The following is an 18,183-nucleotide window of genomic DNA, read 5'->3' on the forward strand; positions in this document are numbered from 1 at the left end:
GTTAATTCTTGCCTTTCAGATTTGTGCCACGCTCAATAATGACGCCAACGTTGGCGGCGCGCGCCACCGCTCCCGGCTTGCTCAGCTTGATGCGCACCCACGGTGAGTTGAATTTTTTCAGCAGCAATTCTGCAACTTCTTCCGCCACCCGTTCGACCAGCGCAAAACGTTGCCCTTCAACGTGGGCGATGACCGCTTCACTGATATCGGCATAGCTCAGACAGTCGTTCACGTCATCGCTTTTTGCCGATTTGCGGTTATCCCATCCCATTTCGATATCGAACACCAGCTTCTGCTCGATGGTCTGTTCCCAGTCGTAAACACCAATTGTGGTGATTACCGAAAGTTGCTCTATAAATACAATATCCATCACGACCTGCCTGCTTTTTGGCTAAACCGGATACCACTTCCGGCGAATTATGCGTATTATCCACAGATGCTGAGAATACAGATACATTTTCAAAACGGAACAGCGTTATGAGTGCAATCGCGCCTGGAATGATCCTCCTCGCCTATCTTTGCGGCTCAATCTCCAGCGCCATTCTGGTCTGCCGCATTGCCGGGTTACCTGACCCGCGTGAAAATGGTTCCGGGAATCCGGGGGCGACCAACGTACTACGAATTGGCGGCAAGGGAGCAGCCGTAGCGGTTTTGATTTTTGATGTTCTGAAAGGGATGCTGCCCGTCTGGGGCGCCTATGCGTTGGGCGTTACGCCGTTCTGGCTGGGGCTCATTGCTATTGCTGCCTGCGTTGGCCATATCTGGCCCATTTTCTTTGGTTTTAAAGGCGGAAAAGGCGTTGCGACGGCCTTCGGTGCGATTGCACCTATCGGCTGGGATCTCACCGGCGTCATGGCCGGAACCTGGCTTCTGACCATTCTTCTGAGCGGCTACTCGTCGCTGGGCGCCATCGTCAGCGCGCTGATCGCCCCGTTCTACGTCTGGTGGTTCAAACCCCAGTTCACCTTCCCGGTGTCGATGCTCTCCTGTCTTATCCTGCTGCGTCATCACGACAATATCCAGCGCCTGTGGCGTCGTCAGGAGACCAAAATATGGACGAAGCTCAAGAGAAAGAAAAAAGACGCTCCGAAGGGTTAGTTATGCCTTATAGCCAAATGTGATTTTGGTCACCTTCTGCCTGTGGTAACTGTTAGAGACACAACACAACCACACAAAAAGAAAAATGGCAGAAATCACAGAACCAACTCCCCTTTCAACGGCAGGAAGCACCCCGGATGGCGACATCCAGTGGGTGCGCAGCGCGTCGGATGTATCACGCCTCGTTAATGACGGTTCTCAGGGCCGGACAAACGCCCGTATCGTGGTCGGAATCGCTTTGGGCGGCATTTTTCTCGATGCCTACGATCTGGGCGCGCTGGCGTTCGGCATTAAAGACATCACCCGCGAATTTAACCTGACGCCCGCCGGTACCGGCATGGTGGCCTCGGCCATTACCTTTGGCGCCATTGTCGGGGCGCTGCTCGGCGGTTACCTCACGGATAAAATCGGGCGCTACCGCGTTTTTATGGCTGATATGGTGTTCTTCGTGGTGGCAGCGATCGCCTGTGCGCTGGCCCCGAACGAATATGTGCTCGCGGGCGCCCGCTTTGTGATGGGGCTGGGGGTCGGGATCGACCTTCCCGTGGCGATGGCGTTTTTAAGCGAGTTCGCCAGGCTGAAAGGGCCCGGAAATAAGGCCTCCAGCGTCGCGATGTGGTGCCCCACCTGGTATGCCGCCATCAGCATCTCTTACCTGCTGGTGCTTTTCTTCTACGCCGTGCTGCCGGAGAGCCACAGCGACTGGCTGTGGCGTTTGATTCTCGGCTTTGGCGCGGTGCCCGCGCTGGTGATTATCGCCATCCGCAGCCGCTATATGAGCGAATCTCCGGTCTGGGCGGCGAATCAGGGCAACCTGAAAGAGGCGGCGTCGATTTTACGCCAGTCGTATAACATCAATGCCCACGTGCCGCAGGACGCGCTCGGCCAGCCCGCACCTGTCGTGAATAAAGCGAAATGGTCAAATTATCTGAACCTGTTCCGCGGCATCTACTTGCGCCGCACGACGCTCGCTACGCTGCTTTCCGTCGTCTCGTCGTTTGCCTATAACGCCGTGGCGTTTGGTCTGCCGGTGATCATCTCCAGCTTCTTTGTCCAGTCGATGCTCACCACCATTCTCATTTCTCTGGCGCTTAACCTGCTGTTTGCCTTCGTCGGCGGACTGCTGGCGGTACGCTACGTACCACGCTTCGGCGCCTGGCGGATGTCGCTTGCGGGTTATGCCTGCCAGCTTGTCGCATTGCTTGGCCTGGCGCTGATTGGCCGACCGGAAGGTGTCTCTGAAGGCGTGCTTGCTGTGGCGATGCTGGCGCTGTTCCTGTTCGGTCAGGGCTTCGGCCCGGGCGCGCATACCATGACGTTCGCCTCCCTGAGCTACCCGACCTCGCTGCGCGGCGTGGGCGTGGGCCTCAACCAGACGCTGATGCGCAGCAGCTCGACGCTGTCGCTGTTTCTGTTCCCGCTGCTGGTGGCGTCGCTGGATACCGCCGTCTTCTGGGTGATTGCGCTGGCGCCGTTTATCGGCCTGGCGTCGCTGCTGGCGATCCGCTGGGAGCCGTCCGGGTATGACGTGGATGCGGAGGACTACCGGTAACGACACATCACTTCGGTGGGTTCACCCCGCCGAAGGGTTCTTACAAATCGTCGAGCAGCGTCCGGGAGAGTTTTTTTAGCGTCTCAAGCTCATCGTCATTCATCCGCATGCTGCAGCGAATATGGTCCGGCAAAGCCATCACCCGTTTCTTCAGGTCTTTGGCCTTATCGGTCAGTACGACATTTTTCATCCTTTCATCACCTACAACCGCGATACGGTTGAGAAATCCTTTTGCCTCAAGCTTTTGTACAAGCGGGGTCAATGTGCCCGAATCAAAAAACGTCTTATCGCTGAGATCGCGAAGTGGGATGTTGTCTTTCTCATAAAGCGCCATCAAAACAACGAATTGCGGATAGGTCAAATCCATCTCTTGCAGTAAAGGGCGATACTGGCGAACGAACGCGTTGGTGACCGAGTACAGCGAGAAGCAAAGTAAGTCGTCTAGCGTTTTGTTTTCTTTCATTTTTCTATCAACTCCGAATCGGTTTCCTGAAAAAATTATAAATAATGTTTGACTAAAAGTATCTTGCACGCAAGTATTATACCAACAACTAAGTAGCGCGCTATTTAGTTATCTCATCCAATCAAATACGCTTAAAGAGGCACTACCATGAAAACACTAACCGCCATCCTGGTTTCTTCCGTCTTCGCGTCAGCCGCGGCATCCGCACAAACCACCAATACCCCAGCCCCGACCGCAGGCGTACAGGCATTTCTGAATGTTTTGAATTCCGGCAAGGGTAAGCCAATGGAACAGATGACCCCGCAGGAGGCCCGCCAGGTACTGATTGGCGCACAGCAAGGCGCAAAACTGCCGCCCGCTCAGGTCTCTGAAAAAACGATCCAGGTAAATGGCCAGGCGATAAAACTGAAAATAGTGAAACCTGAAAACGCCAGCGGCACGCTCCCCGCCTTTATGTTCTTTCACGGCGGCGGTTGGGTGCTGGGTGACTTCCCTACCCACGAACGCTTAATCCGCGACCTCGTTCGCGCTTCGGGTGCCGCTGCGGTTTACGTCGATTACACTCCGTCACCTGAGGCCCATTTCCCGGTAGCAATTAATCAGGCCTATGAAGCGACAAAATGGGTCGCCGGGCACGGTCAGGAAATTGGCGTGGACGGTAGCCGTCTGGGTCTGGTGGGTAACAGCGTGGGCGGCAACATGGTGGCTTCGGTGGCGCTGCAGGCCAAACAGTTCAATGGGCCAAAAATTCGCTACAACGTCATGCTCTGGCCGGTTACCGATGCGAACTTTGATACTGCCTCGTATAACCAGTTCGAAAATGGCTATTTCCTGTCGAAAAACATGATGAAATGGTTCTGGGATAACTACACCACCAGCGCTGCCGATCGCAACAATATTCTTGCCTCTCCGCTTCGCGCCAGCACCGCGCAGTTGAAAGGCTTCCCCGAAACGCTGATCCAGACAGCTGAGCTGGACGTTCTGCGGGATGAAGGTGAAGCATTCGGGCGTAAACTGGATGCGGCTGGCGTCCCGGTGACCGTCACGCGCTATAACGGTATGATCCACGACTACGGCCTGCTTAACCCGCTGAGCCAGGAGCCAACGGTGAAAGTTGCCCTTGAGCAGGCAGGTGCAGCGTTGCATGAACACCTGAAGTAGGATCGTCATTGCTTATACAGAGCACGGCCCAGGCCGTGCTTTTTTATTTCTCCTGCCCGCCCATCCATAAGCGACTCGTATGACAGGCTTCATTTCCGCCAGGGCATACTGAAACGTATCCCGATGGTGTGGAAATGGATGCAGCATGTTAGCAGCTCAGGTCACTGATAATACGTATAAAGGCTGGCAGGCGTCGCTTGCCCTGCAGTTTTGTCACACCCCTGAGAAAACCCTCCTGTACTCTGCCCACCACGTCGGGCCGCTCACCGTTCAACGTCCGTTTTACCCCGAAGGGGAAACCTGCCACCTTTACCTGCTGCACCCGCCAGGCGGGATCGTGGGCGGCGATACGCTGGACATTTCCGTTCGGCTGGATGCCAAAAGCCACGCGCTCATCACCATGCCCGGGGCCAGCAAGTTCTATCGCAGCAGCGGCCCGCAGGCGCGTCTGAACCAGCATTTTTACCTCGATGAAGATTCCACGCTGGAGTGGCTGCCGCAGGACACCATTATCTTCCCCGGCGCGAATGCCGCGCTGCGCTCCGTCTTCCACCTGAAGGCCTCCAGCACGCTGCTTGCGTGGGAGCTGTACTGCCTGGGTCGCCCGGTGATAAGCGAGACCTTCAGCCACGGCGCGCTGGAGAGCCGCCTTGAAATCTGGGTTGAAGACGAGCCGCGCCTGATTGAGCGTCAGCATCTTAGCGACGGCGATCTCACGCCCGTCGCCGGGCGTCCATGGCTCGGCACGCTGCTGTTCTACCCGGCCAAAGAAGAACATCTCGACGCGGTGCGCGAACGGCTCGCGCCGCTGGAAAATTATGCAGGTGCAACGCTCGCTGACGATCTGCTGTCGGTGCGTTTTCTCTCCGACGACAACCTGATTTGCCAGCGGGTGATGCGCGACATCTGGCAGTCGCTTCGCCCGCTTCTCACCACCAAAAACGCCTGTTCGCCGCGTATCTGGCAGACATAAGAGAAACGTTATGGAACTGACCCCCAGAGAAAAAGACAAGCTGTTGCTGTTCACCGCCGCGCTGGTTGCCGAACGCCGCCTCGCGCGCGGGGTAAAGCTCAATTACCCGGAATCGGTCGCGCTGATCAGCGCCTTCATTATGGAAGGCGCGCGCGATGGCGAAACCGTCGCCTCGCTGATGGAGGCGGGCCGCCACGTCCTGAGGCGCGACCAGGTAATGGAGGGCGTCCCGGAGATGATCCAGGATATTCAGGTCGAAGCCACCTTCCCGGACGGATCGAAGCTCGTCACCGTCCACAACCCGATCGTCTAAGGAGCGCGTGATGATCCCAGGTGAATACCAGATCCAGCCCGGAACGATTGCCCTCAACGTCGGGCGTGAAACCCAACGTGTGGTTGTCGAAAACCACGGCGACAGGCCGATCCAGGTCGGATCGCACTATCACTTTTACGAGGTCAACCCGGCGCTGAAGTTCGATCGGGAAGCCACCAAAGGCTTCCGACTGAACATCCCGGCGGGCACCGCCGTGCGCTTTGAGCCCGGCCAGAAGCGGGAGGTGACGCTGGTTCAGGTCACGGGGGCGCAGCGCATTTTCGGCTTTCGCGGCGAGGTGATGGGCGAGGTGAAACATGGCTGAGATTTCGCGCCGGGCGTATGCCGATATGTTCGGCCCCACCACCGGAGATAAAGTGCGGCTTGCCGACAGCGAGCTGTGGATCGAAGTGGAAGACGATCTCACGGTCTACGGCGAAGAGGTCAAATTCGGCGGCGGAAAGGTGATCCGCGACGGCATGGGCCAGGGGCAGATGACCGCTGACGGCTGCGTGGATCTGGTTCTTACCAACGCGCTAATCGTCGATCACTGGGGGATCGTAAAAGCCGATATCGGCGTCAAGGACGGGCGGATCTTCGCCGTCGGCAAAGCCGGGAACCCGGACATTCAGCCCGGCGTGACGATCCCGATTGGCGCGGCAACGGAAGTCATTGCCGCCGAGGGGAAGATCGTTACCGCCGGCGGGATCGACACCCACATCCACTGGATCTGCCCGCAGCAGGCGGAAGAGGCGCTGGTTTCCGGCGTCACCACCATGATCGGCGGCGGCACCGGACCGGCGGCGGGCACCAACGCCACCACCTGCACGCCGGGGCCGTGGTATATCGCCCGCATGCTGCAGGCTGCCGATACGCTGCCGGTGAATATTGGCCTGCTCGGCAAAGGTAACGGTTCCAGCCCGGACGCCCTGCGCGAGCAGATTGCCGCGGGCGCCATCGGGCTGAAGATCCACGAAGACTGGGGCGCGACGCCTGCCGCCATCAACTGCTCGCTGGAAGTCGCGGAAGAAATGGATATTCAGGTGGCGCTGCACAGCGACACGCTGAACGAGTCCGGTTTTGTCGAAGACACGCTGGCGGCTATCGCCGGGCGCACCATCCACACTTTCCACACCGAAGGCGCGGGCGGCGGCCACGCGCCGGATATCATCACCGCCTGCGCGCACCCAAATATTCTGCCCTCCTCCACCAACCCGACGCTGCCCTACACGGTCAATACCATCGACGAGCATCTCGACATGCTGATGGTCTGCCACCACCTCGATCCGGATATCGCCGAGGACGTAGCGTTTGCCGAATCCCGCATTCGTCGTGAAACCATCGCCGCTGAAGACGTGCTGCACGACATCGGCGCGTTCTCGCTCACCTCGTCAGATTCGCAGGCCATGGGCCGCGTCGGGGAAGTGATTATCCGCACCTGGCAGGTGGCGCACCGCATGAAGGTCCAGCGCGGCGCCCTGCCGGAAGAGACCGGCGATAACGACAACTTCCGCGTAAAGCGCTATGTCGCCAAATACACCATTAACCCGGCGCTCACCCACGGCATCGCCCATGAAGTCGGTTCGATTGAGGCGGGCAAGCTGGCGGATCTCGTGGTCTGGTCTCCGGCGTTCTTCGGCGTCAAACCCGCCACCATCGTCAAGGGCGGGATGATCGCCTGCGCGCCGATGGGCGATATCAACGCCTCGATCCCTACGCCGCAGCCGGTGCATTACCGCCCGATGTTTGGCGCGCTGGGCGCCGCGCGCCACGCTACCCGACTGACGTTTATCTCGCAGGCCGCCAGTACGAACGGCATCCCGCAGCAGCTCAACCTGCAGAGCGCCACCGCGGTGGTGAAAGGCTGCCGGACGGTGAAAAAGGCGGACATGATCCACAACGGCCTGCAGCCGAATATCACCGTCGACTCGCAAACCTACGAGGTGCGCGTCGACGGCGAACTGATAACCAGCGAACCGGCTGACGTTCTGCCGATGGCGCAACGCTATTTCCTGTTTTAAGGAGTGATGATGATCTATTTAACCCAACGCCTGGACCACGCGCATCCGATTACCGCCAGCGTTACGCTGCCGATTGACGTGCGGGTGAAAAGCCGCGCCCGCGTAGCGCTGAACGACGGCCGCGAAGCCGGGCTGATGCTGCCGCGCGGCCTGCTGCTGCGCGGGGGCGACCTGCTGACGACCGACGACGGCAGCGAGGTCATCGAAGTGATCGCCGCCCCGGAGTCGGTTTCCGTGGTGCGCTGCGTCGATCCGTTCCTGCTCGCCCGCGCCTGCTACCACCTGGGCAACCGCCACGTGCCGCTGCAGATCATGCCCGGCGAGCTGCGCTATCACCACGACCACGTTCTCGACGACATGCTGCGCCAGTTCGGGCTGGAAGTGGCCTACGCCAGCCTGCCGTTTGAACCGGAAGCGGGTGCTTACGCCAGCGATGCCCACAGCCACAGCCATTCTCACGCTCATTCACATTAAGGATCCATCATGCGCAAGTATTTACCGCTGTTACTGCTGGCTTTTTCCGTTCCCGCGCTCGCGCATCCCGGCCACGGCACGGACAGCTTCCAGGCAGGATTTCTTCATCCGCTGACCGGGCTCGATCACCTGCTGATGCTGGCGGGCGCAGGCGTACTCTCGGCGCTGAGCGGTCGCAAACTCCTGCTGCCGTTTGCCACCCTCGGGATGATGCTTGTCGGCGCCATTGCGGGCAGCCTGCTCGGCGGCTTCAGCGGTATGGAGATGCTGATTATCGCCTCGCTGGCGGTATCCGGCGTGATGATGTTTAAAACTGAAAACCGTCTGCTGCTGGCGGTACCTGCCCTGGCGATGTTCCACGGCTGGGCGCACGGCGTGGAGATGTCCGGCCACAGCTTCTGGCTCTTCACCAGCGGCTTTATGCTCGCCAGCGCCACGGTGCTGTGCGCCAGCTTTGCCGCGGGGCTGCTGCTGCGCCGTCACGACGGCCTGCGTAAAACCTTCGGCGGCGGGCTGATTGTCTCCGCCCTGCTGGCGCTGATGAGCTGATGGAGCACGCCCGCCAGAGGCTGCGCCTGATGCAGCTCTCCAGCAGCAGCCTGCCGGTCGGGTCGTTTACCTGGTCGCAGGGGCTGGAGTGGGCCGTTGAGGCAGGCTGGGTCACCGACGCCGACGCGTTCAAACGCTGGCAAATCCAGCAGATGGAGCAGAGCTTTTTCTGCGTCGATCTGCCGCTGTTTATCCGTCTTTATCAGGCCTGCGAGCAACGCTCTCTTACAAATGCAAAACGCTGGACGGCATACCTTCTCGCCTGCCGGGAAACGCGCGAGCTGCGCGAAGAGGAGCGCAACCGTGGAGCGGCGTTTACGCGGCTGATTAAGAGCTGGGAACCTGACTGTCCGCACGAATGGCTGCCGCTGTTTATGCAAAGCCAGCTCTGCGGCATGGCCTGGCTCGGCGTGCGCTGGGGCATTAGCGCGCGCGAGCTGGCGCTCAGCCTCGGCTACAGCTGGATGGAGAGTGCTGTGATGGCGGGCGTCAAGCTGGTGCCGTTTGGGCAACAGGCCGCGCAGCAGCTGATTATCGAACTGGGCGACCATTACGCCGCCGGACTTGAACAGGCATTTTTGCGTAACGACGACGCGCTGGGGGCAGCAACGCCGCTGTCCGCCATCGCCTCCGCGCGCCACGAAACCCAATATTCACGACTATTCCGTTCCTGAGGAGTCAACATGGCTGATTACAAACATCCCCTGCGCGTAGGCGTGGGCGGCCCGGTAGGATCGGGCAAAACCGCGCTACTGGAAGCGCTCTGCAAGGCGATGCGCGATGCCTATCATCTTGCGGTGGTGACCAACGATATCTACACCAAAGAGGATCAGCGCATCCTCACCGAGGCGGGCGCGCTGGAGCCGGAGCGCATCGTGGGCGTGGAGACGGGCGGCTGCCCGCATACTGCCATTCGTGAAGATGCGTCGATGAACCTGGCGGCGGTGGAAGCGTTAAGCGAGAAGTTCGGCAATCTGGATCTGATCTTCGTTGAAAGCGGCGGCGATAACCTGAGCGCGACGTTCAGCCCGGAGCTGGCGGATCTGACCATCTACGTGATCGACGTGGCCGAAGGGGAAAAAATCCCGCGCAAGGGCGGGCCGGGGATCACCAAATCCGATTTTCTGGTGATCAACAAAACCGACCTCGCGCCGTACGTCGGTGCGTCGCTGGAGGTGATGGAGCGCGACACCAACCGCATGCGCGGCGAGCGCCCGTGGACCTTTACCAACCTGAAGGCGGGTGACGGGTTAGCGACGATTATTGCGTTTCTGGAAGAGAAAGGGATGTTGCGGGTTTAGGGCCATAATACCCTCTCCCTGTGGGAGAGGGTTAGGGTGAGGGATTACGCCTCCGGCAGTTCCGCCAGCGGCCAGCGCGGACGCACGGACACGCTGAGGTCGGACGTTGCGCCCGCGTTCAGGCGCACCATTCCGGCGTAAGCGATCATCGCGCCGTTGTCGGTGCAGAATTCCGGACGGGCATAGAACACTTCCCCGCGACGCTTTTGCATCATCTCGGCGAGCTTCGCGCGCAGCGTGCGGTTAGCGCTCACGCCACCCGCCATCACCAGACGCTTAAAGCCGGTCTGATCCAGCGCGCGCTTGCACTTGATCATCAGCGTGTCCACCACCGCATCTTCGAACGCGCGGGCGATATCGGCGCGGGTCTGCTCGCTGTCATCGTTATTGCGAATCGTATTCGCCGCGAAGGTTTTCAGCCCGGAGAAGCTGAAATCCAGCCCTGGACGGTCGGTCATCGGACGCGGGAAGACAAAGCGCCCTTCCGTTCCCTGCGACGCCATTTTTGACAGCATCGGGCCGCCCGGATAATCCAGCCCCAGCAGCTTGGCGGTTTTATCGAACGCTTCACCGGCGGCGTCGTCGATCGACTCGCCCAGCAGCTCGTACTTGCCAATCCCCGTTACGCTAATCAGCTGCGTATGACCGCCGGAGACCAGCAGCGCCACAAACGGGAACTCAGGTGGATTCTCTTCCAGCATCGGCGCCAGAAGATGCCCTTCCATATGGTGAACCGGGATCGCCGGCACATCCCACGCAAACGCCAGCGAACGGCCAACCGTCGCGCCGACCAGCAGCGCGCCGACCAGGCCCGGGCCTGCGGTATAGGCCACAGCGTCGATATCGTTTGAACTCAACCCGGCCTCTTTCAGCGCCGCCTGAATCAGGGGAACCGTTTTACGCACGTGGTCACGAGAGGCCAGTTCAGGTACGACGCCGCCGTAGTCAGCGTGCAATTTCACCTGACTATACAGCTGGTTGGCCAGAAGCCCTTTTTCGTCGTCGTAAATGGCGATGCCGGTTTCATCGCAGGATGTTTCAATACCCAGTACACGCATGACTTGTTTTACCTCGTTTCAATACCGCGCAGTGTAGAGCCTGGGCGGGTTGATGTAAAACTTTGTTCGCCCCAGGAAGAAGGCTCGTGTATACTCCTCACCCTTATTAAAGTCCCTTTCAAAATCGCATCGGTGCTTTACAAAGCAGCAGCATTTGCAGTAAAATTCCGCACCATTTTGAAATAAGCTGGCGTTGATGCCAGCGGCAAACCGAATTTATTAAAGGTGAGAGTTACATGCCGGTAATTAAAGTACGTGAAAACGAGCCGTTCGACGTAGCACTGCGTCGCTTCAAACGTTCATGCGAGAAAGCAGGTGTTCTGGCTGAAGTTCGTCGTCGTGAGTTTTATGAAAAACCAACGACCGAACGTAAGCGCGCTAAAGCTTCCGCTGTGAAACGTCACGCGAAGAAACTGGCTCGCGAAAACGCACGCCGTACTCGTCTGTACTAATTGGTTGAGGGCCTCAGCCCTCAATTGACAGACAGAGTAATAGTCGTAAGGCCGTGCTTCCGGAAGGAATGCGCGGCTTGTTTTCGTTTATGAGTCACTAAAAATAACGGGGCATATGGCCGGAAGAATCCCACGCGTTTTCATCAATGACCTGCTTGCCAGAACCGACATCGTCGATCTCATCGACGCGCGGGTAAAGCTAAAAAAGCAGGGCAAGAACTACCATGCGTGCTGTCCGTTCCATAACGAAAAAACCCCCTCCTTCACCGTAAACGGTGAAAAGCAGTTCTACCATTGCTTCGGCTGTGGCGCACACGGTAATGCCGTCGATTTTTTGATGAACTACGACAAGCTCGAGTTCGTTGAAACCGTCGAAGAGCTGGCGGCGATGCATAACCTTGAAGTGCCGTATGAAGCAGGCAGTGGGCCAAGTCAGATCGAGCGCCATCAACGGCAAACGCTGTATCAACTGATGGATGGCCTGAATTCGTTTTACCAACAGTCTCTTAAGCACTCTGCGGCTGAGCCTGCGCGTCAGTATCTGAACAAGCGCGGACTGAGCGACGATGTCATTGCGCGTTTCGCTATTGGTTACGCCCCGCCCGGCTGGGACAACGTGTTAAAGCGTTTTGGCGGCAATAGCGAAGATCGTAAGTCTCTCATCGATGCAGGCATGCTGGTCACCAACGACCAGGGACGAAGCTACGACCGCTTCCGCGAACGGGTGATGTTCCCGATCCGCGACAAGCGTGGCCGGGTAATTGGTTTTGGTGGTCGCGTGCTGGGTGATGCCCTGCCGAAATACCTCAACTCCCCGGAAACCGATATTTTCCATAAGGGCCGCCAGCTGTACGGCCTTTATGAGGCGCAGCAGAATAATGCGGAACCTCCGCGTCTTCTGGTCGTCGAAGGCTATATGGACGTCGTGGCCCTGGCGCAGTACGACATCAACTACGCGGTTGCGTCGTTAGGGACGTCCACCACCGCCGATCATATTCAACTGCTGTTCAGGGTGACCAACAACGTCATCTGCTGTTACGACGGTGACCGCGCAGGGCGCGACGCCGCCTGGCGCGCGCTGGAAACCGCGCTACCCTATATGACCGACGGGCGTCAGCTACGCTTTATGTTTCTGCCCGACGGTGAAGACCCGGATACGCTGGTGCGTAAAGAGGGCAAAGCGGCGTTTGAAGCGCGGATGGACCAGGCTCAGCCGCTCTCCACGTTTTTGTTTAACAGCCTGATGCCGCAGGTCGATTTGAGTACCCCTGACGGGCGCGCGCAGCTCAGTACGCTGGCGTTGCCGTTAATCAGCCAGGTGCCCGGCGAAACGCTTCGCATCTATCTGCGTCAGGAGTTAGGCAACAAGCTCGGCATTCTGGATGACAGCCAGCTTGAACGTTTAATGCCAAAACAAGCTGAAAACGGTGCGGTTCGGCCCGCGCCTCAGCTAAAACGCACAACCATGCGTATACTGATAGGGTTGCTGGTCCAAAACCCCGAGCTTGCGCCGCAGGTGCCGTCGCTGGCGGGTTTAAACCACGAAAAATTGCCCGGACTTGGCTTATTTTCAGAACTGGTCAATACGTGTTTGTCTCAGCCAGGTCTGACCACCGGACAACTTTTAGAGCATTATCGCGGCACAAAAGAGGCCGCTACCCTTGAAAAATTGTCGATGTGGGACGATATAGCAGATAAGGACATTGCAGAAAAAACGTTCACCGACTCACTCAACCATATGTTTGATTCGATGCTTGAGCTGCGCCAGGAAGAGTTGATTGCTCGCGAGCGCACACACGGTTTAAGCAGCGAAGAACGCCGGGAGCTCTGGATGATTAACCAGGAACTGGCGAAGAAATAAAAAATTTAACGGCTTAAGTGCCGAATATCGATCGGGAAGCCCCCGGCAGCCGCACTGAGAGGCAGCGGCAAAAATATAAGTACGCCCTCGCTTTAAAGGTTGGCAGCCCCATCGCCGACACCAATCAAACGAATTAAGTGTGGATACCGTCTTATGGAGCAAAACCCGCAGTCACAGCTGAAACTTCTTGTCCAACGTGGTAAGGAGCAAGGCTATCTGACCTATGCCGAGGTCAATGACCATCTGCCGGAAGATATCGTCGATTCAGATCAAATCGAAGATATCATCCAAATGATCAATGACATGGGCATTCAGGTGATGGAAGAAGCACCGGATGCCGATGATCTGTTGCTGGCTGAAACCTCCAACAACACTGACGAAGATGCGGAAGAAGCTGCTGCACAGGTACTGTCCAGCGTGGAATCTGAAATCGGGCGTACCACTGACCCGGTCCGCATGTACATGCGCGAAATGGGTACCGTTGAACTGTTGACCCGCGAAGGCGAAATTGACATCGCAAAACGCATCGAAGACGGGATCAACCAGGTTCAGTGCTCTGTTGCCGAGTACCCGGAAGCGATCACCTATCTGCTGGAGCAGTACGATCGCGTTGAAGCGGAAGAAGCGCGCCTGTCTGACCTGATCACCGGTTTTGTCGACCCGAACGCTGAAGAAGATATGGCGCCTACCGCCACTCACGTCGGTTCTGAACTGTCTCAGGAAGAGATGGATGATGACGAAGACGAAGATGAGGAAGAGAGCGACGACGACACCGCGGACGATGACAACAGCATCGACCCGGAGCTGGCGCGTGAGAAGTTTGCCGAGCTGCGTACCCAGTACGAAGTGACGCGTGACACCATCAAAGCGAAAGGCCGCAGCCATGCCGCCGCTCAGGAAGAGATCCTGAAGCTGTCTGAAGTCTTCAAACAGTTCCGCCTGGTGCCAAAACAGTTCGACTACCTGGTGAACAGCATGCGCGTGATGATGGATCGCGTACGTACCCAGGAACGCATCATCATGAAGCTGTGCGTTGAGCAGTGCAAAATGCCGAAGAAGAACTTCATCACCCTCTTCACCGGCAACGAAACCAGCGAAACCTGGTTCAACGCGGCTATCGCGATGAACAAGCCGTGGTCCGAAAAACTGCACGACGTGAAGGACGATGTGCATCGCGGCCTGCAGAAACTGCATCAGATTGAAGAAGAGACCGGCCTGACCATCGAGCAGGTTAAAGACATCAACCGTCGTATGTCCATCGGTGAAGCGAAAGCCCGCCGTGCGAAGAAAGAGATGGTTGAAGCGAACTTGCGTCTGGTTATCTCTATCGCCAAGAAATACACCAACCGTGGTCTGCAGTTCCTGGATCTGATTCAGGAAGGCAACATCGGTCTGATGAAAGCGGTAGATAAGTTTGAATACCGTCGTGGTTACAAGTTCTCCACCTACGCAACCTGGTGGATCCGTCAGGCTATCACCCGCTCTATCGCGGATCAGGCGCGCACCATCCGTATCCCGGTGCATATGATTGAGACCATAAACAAGCTCAACCGTATCTCCCGCCAGATGCTGCAGGAGATGGGCCGCGAACCGACGCCGGAAGAGCTGGCCGAGCGCATGCTGATGCCGGAAGACAAGATCCGTAAAGTGCTGAAGATCGCCAAAGAGCCAATCTCCATGGAAACACCAATCGGTGATGATGAAGATTCGCATCTGGGTGATTTCATTGAGGATACCACCCTCGAGCTGCCGCTGGACTCTGCGACCACCGAGAGCCTGCGCGCTGCGACGCACGACGTTCTGGCTGGCCTGACCGCCCGTGAAGCAAAAGTCCTGCGTATGCGTTTCGGTATTGATATGAACACCGACCACACGCTGGAAGAAGTGGGTAAACAGTTCGACGTTACCCGCGAACGTATCCGTCAGATCGAAGCGAAGGCGCTGCGTAAGCTGCGTCATCCAAGCCGCTCTGAAGTACTGCGTAGCTTCCTGGACGACTAATCGGTCCTGACAGTGAAAAAGCTCCCTTCGGGGAGCTTTTTTTTTGTTTATTCCCTCTCCCTGTGGGAAAGGGTAAGGGTGAGGGCATCAGGCCTCAGAGGATTACAGCCCCCGCACCATCAGCGCCTCATCCAGCTCGCGATACGCTTCCACCAGCTTATCCAGCGTCGCCCTGTTGAGCCCGCTCGGGTTCGGCAGCACCCAAACCTGCGTAACGCCAATCATGATGCTCTGCTTGCCCCACTGCGTTCCACGCTGGCTAAACGCCTGCTCGTAGGCCTGCTTGCCGAGGATCGCCAGCGCGGCGGGCTGATAATCCTCTATCTTCTTGATCAGCTCCCGCCCGCCGCTGCGCAGCTCATGCAGGTTAACCTCACTCGCCTGTACCGTAGGCCGCTCGACCAGCATGGTAATTCCGCAGCGCGTGTCCAGCAAATGCTGTTCCTCTTCGGGCTTGAGTAGCCTGTCGGTAAACCCGGCCTGGTAGATCACCTTCCAGAAGCGATTGCCCGGATGGGCAAAGTGAAAACCGGTGTGCGCCGAGGACTTACCCGGGTTGATTCCGCAGAACACCACCCGCAGGCCAGGGGCCAGAATATCGTTGATCATCTTTACTCCCGCTCGATACATCGTCAGGGAAGTATAAAGGATTGATTATGCATTGTTTATAAAAACAGCAGGCAGGTGTGAATGGCTGGATTGCTGCGGGGAGTTACTTTATAATTCACCGCCACGGCCCCTTAGCTCAGTGGTTAGAGCAGGCGACTCATAATCGCTTGGTCGCTGGTTCAAGTCCAGCAGGGGCCACCAAATTTTAGTTTTAGAATCATATGATTAAGCCACTCAATTGAGTGGCTTTTTTATTGATTTTTTGAGCCGGCAACGCAGCCGCTAACCGTGGTTTAGCGAAGCCGTTCGGACACGCTCAGAGGCGCCCGGGGTCGCGATCAGGCGCTCCACGGACTCCATCGTCACGAACGTACAGCTGCAGTCTACATTGGTGCACTGGTGATAGCGCTCTTTGGTATTTTCACTTAGATAGCGACTGGTACGCGCATGCGCAGAGTGCTTGCACTTAGGACAATGAAACATGTACCCCTCCACTTGATTCACATTTTGTGAATCAATAATACCCAAAATAAAACCAATAGCAACTACATTACTCACTATCAACAGTAAATTTTTCGCCGCTGACGTTCAGCTCAAGCTTAAGCTGCGTGGTAAATCCGCTATCGTTGAGGGTATGCACCACCTCGCTGATGATCCACGCCTGCTCGTCGATGATGCGTTTAAAACCGTTTACCAGTACCGGCGTTTCGGGGAACAGATCGGCGCGTCCCAGGGCAAGCTGGATGGAAAACTCTACGGTTCCCCGCTGAAGCGCGCGCCACTTCGCCTCTGCAGCCCTGAGCGCCTGCTCTTCAGAGGCATAAACCGTGGTGAGCTCAAATACGTTCTCCGCCGATCCCACCAGCCTCTCTTGTGGTTTCTGCTCCTTGCCTGCTGCTCCTGCTACCGGTGCGGCGGCATTCGGGTGCTGCAGTGCTTCTGTCTGCTGCCCTCCGGACTGACGAGCAATACTCAATTGAGGATTTTGTTGTTTGGGGTCACGCGTTTGCAGCCATTTGGCCGTTACGCCGGAATAATTTTCACGGTCAGCTATGGAAAAAAGGTGCTTATCGCCATCCCCACGTTCAATCACCATTAAGGAAAGCGGAGTGCCGCTGGCCGTCACGGCCTGGCCCGCTTTCATAAAGATAATCTTCCCGGCTTTGATTGAAACAAATGCTCCATTACGTTCAGCAAGGCGGGAGAGGAACGCCGCGTCTGTCTCCTGAGACTGGTCAATATGAGAGATGGCGATGGATGCAAGCCCCGACGCGACGCTGGCGGTCAACTGGTTACGCTGAGCGATGGTATCGACTATCGCGCCAATCGTCGTGTCATGCCACGACTGTTCGCGCCGCACGTTTAGCTTTCCACGAAAATCTGCGCTGAATCCCTGGATGGTCAGCGTGTCCGGCGCGCCCCGGAAATGAATCGCATCAATCGTAAAGTCCCCTTTCTCCTCGAGCGGGGTACCCTCCCATCCCAGCCATAAGGACAGCCTTGCCCCCCGGGCAGGCAAGTCCAGCAGCCCGTCGGAATCATCCAGCAGAATATCCAGCTGATCGGCTTCCAGCCCCCGTTTGTCGGTCATGGTCAGGCTGATAAGACGATGGCTGAAGTTTTGCGTGATATCACGATCGTCAAGCTTAAGCATAAAATCAGGGGCGATTTTCCCACCCGCCCGGATATTCATTTCGGTGATCATCCCACCAGCCCTCCAATGCTATTCCGTGCGCTTTCCACCAGCTCTGAGGCCTGCGTTCGCAGGTCGCCAAACGTCGTCATCAGCGATTCGTCCACGCGTTTTAGCGACAGGGTAAACTCAATTTTTCGGGCGGTACCGTCACTGTAAAAATCCGAATGCGTGTGCGTGACTTTCTCAATGACAAACATGCCGTGAATGATGCCGGTACCGTCTATCAACGGCCATGCCCGCCCCTCATTTGCCATCAGCTCAACCGCCTTGAGGGAAAGCCGCCCTCCCGTGAGTTCCGGGTAAAGTAAGCCGGAGAGGCTAAAGGATGTCTCACCTTCGCCAAGGTACTGCCAGGCTTTGGGTTTCCCGATGCGAGCGCTGGATGCCCAGCGGTAGTCTTTTGTGAATATCATTGACTGATACGGTAAGGTTCGTCGTTCAAAGACAAACAGACCCAGCACCATTAACATTTTTTCTCTCCTCAACCATACATAAAGCTGGATTGCTGCCGTCTCGCTTTATCCGGCACTGTTGCAAAGTTAGCGATGAGGCAGCCTTTTGTCTTATTCAAAGGCCTTACATTTCAAAAACTCTGCTTACC

At 57.3% G+C, this 18,183-nt stretch carries 20 protein-coding genes, 1 tRNA gene and 1 pseudogene; 15 read left to right on the plus strand and 7 right to left on the minus strand.

Annotated elements, in window-relative coordinates; genetic code table 11:
• Position 1: 1 nt before the first annotated feature.
• Positions 2-370, minus strand: a complete 369-nt coding sequence (gene folB, locus QMN93_RS22220) for a bifunctional dihydroneopterin aldolase/7,8-dihydroneopterin epimerase (RefSeq protein ID WP_045888206.1) — start codon at positions 368-370, stop codon at positions 2-4.
• Positions 371-477: 107 nt separating this feature from the next.
• Here folB and plsY point away from each other — a divergent pair, with 107 nt between their 5' ends.
• Together plsY and QMN93_RS22230 are read left to right on the plus strand one after the other, a co-directional pair.
• Positions 478-1,098, plus strand: coding sequence for a glycerol-3-phosphate 1-O-acyltransferase PlsY (gene plsY / locus QMN93_RS22225; protein ID WP_048974922.1), 621 nt, complete (start codon positions 478-480; stop codon positions 1,096-1,098).
• Positions 1,099-1,183: 85 nt separating this feature from the next.
• A complete protein-coding gene (locus tag QMN93_RS22230) occupies positions 1,184-2,650 on the plus strand; it encodes an MFS transporter (RefSeq protein WP_047060359.1) in 1,467 nt (488 codons plus the stop codon).
• Between the two features lie 40 nt (positions 2,651-2,690).
• Here the strand turns inward: QMN93_RS22230 and QMN93_RS22235 are convergent, their stop codons facing one another.
• Positions 2,691-3,113 (minus strand): MarR family winged helix-turn-helix transcriptional regulator, encoded by a 423-nt coding sequence (locus tag QMN93_RS22235; protein ID WP_069303320.1) that lies wholly within the window; start codon positions 3,111-3,113, stop codon positions 2,691-2,693.
• Positions 3,114-3,260: 147 nt separating this feature from the next.
• On the opposite strand from QMN93_RS22235, the gene QMN93_RS22240 reads away from it, so the two are divergent.
• The 9 genes from QMN93_RS22240 to ureG all read left to right on the plus strand — a co-directional run bounded on the left by QMN93_RS22240 (position 3,261) and on the right by ureG (position 9,905).
• Positions 3,261-4,274, plus strand: coding sequence for an alpha/beta hydrolase (locus QMN93_RS22240; RefSeq protein ID WP_064673324.1), 1,014 nt, complete (start codon positions 3,261-3,263; stop codon positions 4,272-4,274).
• A 145-nt stretch (positions 4,275-4,419) separates the two neighbouring features.
• Positions 4,420-5,247 (plus strand): urease accessory protein UreD, encoded by an 828-nt coding sequence (locus QMN93_RS22245; RefSeq protein ID WP_193140042.1) that lies wholly within the window; start codon positions 4,420-4,422, stop codon positions 5,245-5,247.
• A 10-nt stretch (positions 5,248-5,257) separates the two neighbouring features.
• Complete coding sequence (locus QMN93_RS22250) at positions 5,258-5,560, plus strand: urease subunit gamma (protein ID WP_069303322.1); 303 nt, start codon at positions 5,258-5,260, stop codon at positions 5,558-5,560.
• 10 nt (positions 5,561-5,570) lie between these two features.
• Complete coding sequence (locus QMN93_RS22255; RefSeq protein WP_045404057.1) at positions 5,571-5,885, plus strand: urease subunit beta; 315 nt, start codon at positions 5,571-5,573, stop codon at positions 5,883-5,885.
• Positions 5,878-7,581, plus strand: a complete 1,704-nt coding sequence (gene ureC / locus QMN93_RS22260; protein ID WP_193140044.1) for an urease subunit alpha — start codon at positions 5,878-5,880, stop codon at positions 7,579-7,581. The genes QMN93_RS22255 and ureC overlap by 8 nt, the downstream gene beginning before the upstream one ends.
• Positions 7,582-7,590: 9 nt before the next feature.
• Positions 7,591-8,055: an urease accessory protein UreE gene (ureE, locus tag QMN93_RS22265; RefSeq protein WP_193140153.1), complete on the plus strand. Its 465-nt coding sequence runs from the start codon at positions 7,591-7,593 to the stop codon at positions 8,053-8,055.
• Positions 8,056-8,064: 9 nt separating this feature from the next.
• The gene (locus tag QMN93_RS22270; protein ID WP_032659887.1) at positions 8,065-8,604 is read left to right on the plus strand and encodes a HupE/UreJ family protein; all 540 of its coding nucleotides are present in this window, start codon (positions 8,065-8,067) and stop codon (positions 8,602-8,604) included.
• On the plus strand, positions 8,604-9,278 hold the full coding sequence (locus QMN93_RS22275; protein WP_193140046.1) for an urease accessory protein UreF: 675 nt from the start codon (positions 8,604-8,606) through the stop codon (positions 9,276-9,278). Before QMN93_RS22270 ends, QMN93_RS22275 begins: the two co-directional genes overlap by 1 nt.
• Positions 9,279-9,287: 9 nt before the next feature.
• Positions 9,288-9,905, plus strand: a complete 618-nt coding sequence (ureG, locus tag QMN93_RS22280) for an urease accessory protein UreG (protein ID WP_193140049.1) — start codon at positions 9,288-9,290, stop codon at positions 9,903-9,905.
• 44 nt (positions 9,906-9,949) lie between these two features.
• On the opposite strand, the gene tsaD is transcribed toward ureG, so the two are convergent.
• The gene (gene tsaD / locus QMN93_RS22285; protein WP_029741753.1) at positions 9,950-10,963 is read right to left on the minus strand and encodes a tRNA (adenosine(37)-N6)-threonylcarbamoyltransferase complex transferase subunit TsaD; all 1,014 of its coding nucleotides are present in this window, start codon (positions 10,961-10,963) and stop codon (positions 9,950-9,952) included.
• Between the two features lie 236 nt (positions 10,964-11,199).
• Between tsaD and rpsU the strand changes: the two genes are divergently transcribed.
• The 3 genes and pseudogenes from rpsU to rpoD all read left to right on the plus strand — a co-directional run bounded on the left by rpsU (position 11,200) and on the right by rpoD (position 15,277).
• Entirely contained in the window at positions 11,200-11,415 is a 216-nt protein-coding gene (gene rpsU / locus QMN93_RS22290; protein WP_001144069.1) for a 30S ribosomal protein S21, read from the plus strand.
• Positions 11,416-11,530: 115 nt separating this feature from the next.
• Positions 11,531-13,334, plus strand: a pseudogene (dnaG, locus tag QMN93_RS22295) (DNA primase).
• 95 nt (positions 13,335-13,429) lie between these two features.
• Positions 13,430-15,277 carry an RNA polymerase sigma factor RpoD gene (gene rpoD / locus QMN93_RS22300; RefSeq protein WP_023309228.1) on the plus strand — a complete coding sequence of 616 codons (1,848 nt, stop codon included), beginning with the start codon at positions 13,430-13,432 and terminating at the stop codon, positions 15,275-15,277.
• A gap of 102 nt (positions 15,278-15,379) precedes the next feature.
• Here rpoD and mug read toward each other — a convergent pair whose 3' ends face one another.
• Complete coding sequence (gene mug, locus QMN93_RS22305; RefSeq protein WP_029741755.1) at positions 15,380-15,886, minus strand: G/U mismatch-specific DNA glycosylase; 507 nt, start codon at positions 15,884-15,886, stop codon at positions 15,380-15,382.
• Between the two features lie 125 nt (positions 15,887-16,011).
• Between mug and QMN93_RS22310 the strand changes: the two genes are divergently transcribed.
• Positions 16,012-16,087, plus strand: a tRNA-Ile gene (locus tag QMN93_RS22310).
• Between the two features lie 81 nt (positions 16,088-16,168).
• Here QMN93_RS22310 and QMN93_RS22315 read toward each other — a convergent pair.
• The 3 genes from QMN93_RS22315 to QMN93_RS22325 all read right to left on the minus strand — a co-directional run bounded on the left by QMN93_RS22315 (position 16,169) and on the right by QMN93_RS22325 (position 18,052).
• Entirely contained in the window at positions 16,169-16,369 is a 201-nt protein-coding gene (locus QMN93_RS22315; RefSeq protein ID WP_029741756.1) for an ogr/Delta-like zinc finger family protein, read from the minus strand.
• Positions 16,370-16,436: 67 nt separating this feature from the next.
• On the minus strand, positions 16,437-17,591 hold the full coding sequence (locus QMN93_RS22320; protein WP_193140051.1) for a phage late control D family protein: 1,155 nt from the start codon (positions 17,589-17,591) through the stop codon (positions 16,437-16,439).
• A complete protein-coding gene (locus tag QMN93_RS22325; RefSeq protein WP_023309232.1) occupies positions 17,588-18,052 on the minus strand; it encodes a phage tail protein in 465 nt (154 codons plus the stop codon). Before QMN93_RS22325 ends, QMN93_RS22320 begins: the two co-directional genes overlap by 4 nt.
• Positions 18,053-18,183 lie beyond the last annotated feature (131 nt).

Source organism: Enterobacter sp. R-1.6.2 (assembly GCF_035064085.1).
Lineage (GTDB): Bacteria > Pseudomonadota > Gammaproteobacteria > Enterobacterales > Enterobacteriaceae > Enterobacter > Enterobacter asburiae_B.

Coding starts and splice junctions, on each gene's coding strand:
- QMN93_RS22230 (WP_047060359.1), top strand. CDS start 1,184: ATGGCAGAAATCACAGAACCAACTCCCCTTTCAACGGCAGGAAGCACC.
- QMN93_RS22240 (WP_064673324.1), top strand. CDS start 3,261: ATGAAAACACTAACCGCCATCCTGGTTTCTTCCGTCTTCGCGTCAGCC.
- QMN93_RS22270 (WP_032659887.1), top strand. CDS start 8,065: ATGCGCAAGTATTTACCGCTGTTACTGCTGGCTTTTTCCGTTCCCGCG.
- QMN93_RS22275 (WP_193140046.1), top strand. CDS start 8,604: ATGGAGCACGCCCGCCAGAGGCTGCGCCTGATGCAGCTCTCCAGCAGC.
- QMN93_RS22250 (WP_069303322.1), top strand. CDS start 5,258: ATGGAACTGACCCCCAGAGAAAAAGACAAGCTGTTGCTGTTCACCGCC.
- QMN93_RS22255 (WP_045404057.1), top strand. CDS start 5,571: ATGATCCCAGGTGAATACCAGATCCAGCCCGGAACGATTGCCCTCAAC.
- plsY (WP_048974922.1), top strand. CDS start 478: ATGAGTGCAATCGCGCCTGGAATGATCCTCCTCGCCTATCTTTGCGGC.
- QMN93_RS22315 (WP_029741756.1), bottom strand. CDS start 16,369: ATGTTTCATTGTCCTAAGTGCAAGCACTCTGCGCATGCGCGTACCAGT.
- rpoD (WP_023309228.1), top strand. CDS start 13,430: ATGGAGCAAAACCCGCAGTCACAGCTGAAACTTCTTGTCCAACGTGGT.
- ureG (WP_193140049.1), top strand. CDS start 9,288: ATGGCTGATTACAAACATCCCCTGCGCGTAGGCGTGGGCGGCCCGGTA.
- QMN93_RS22325 (WP_023309232.1), bottom strand. CDS start 18,052: ATGTTAATGGTGCTGGGTCTGTTTGTCTTTGAACGACGAACCTTACCG.
- ureE (WP_193140153.1), top strand. CDS start 7,591: ATGATCTATTTAACCCAACGCCTGGACCACGCGCATCCGATTACCGCC.
- ureC (WP_193140044.1), top strand. CDS start 5,878: ATGGCTGAGATTTCGCGCCGGGCGTATGCCGATATGTTCGGCCCCACC.
- QMN93_RS22245 (WP_193140042.1), top strand. CDS start 4,420: ATGTTAGCAGCTCAGGTCACTGATAATACGTATAAAGGCTGGCAGGCG.
- rpsU (WP_001144069.1), top strand. CDS start 11,200: ATGCCGGTAATTAAAGTACGTGAAAACGAGCCGTTCGACGTAGCACTG.
- QMN93_RS22235 (WP_069303320.1), bottom strand. CDS start 3,113: ATGAAAGAAAACAAAACGCTAGACGACTTACTTTGCTTCTCGCTGTAC.
- folB (WP_045888206.1), bottom strand. CDS start 370: ATGGATATTGTATTTATAGAGCAACTTTCGGTAATCACCACAATTGGT.
- mug (WP_029741755.1), bottom strand. CDS start 15,886: ATGATCAACGATATTCTGGCCCCTGGCCTGCGGGTGGTGTTCTGCGGA.
- QMN93_RS22320 (WP_193140051.1), bottom strand. CDS start 17,591: ATGATCACCGAAATGAATATCCGGGCGGGTGGGAAAATCGCCCCTGAT.
- tsaD (WP_029741753.1), bottom strand. CDS start 10,963: ATGCGTGTACTGGGTATTGAAACATCCTGCGATGAAACCGGCATCGCC.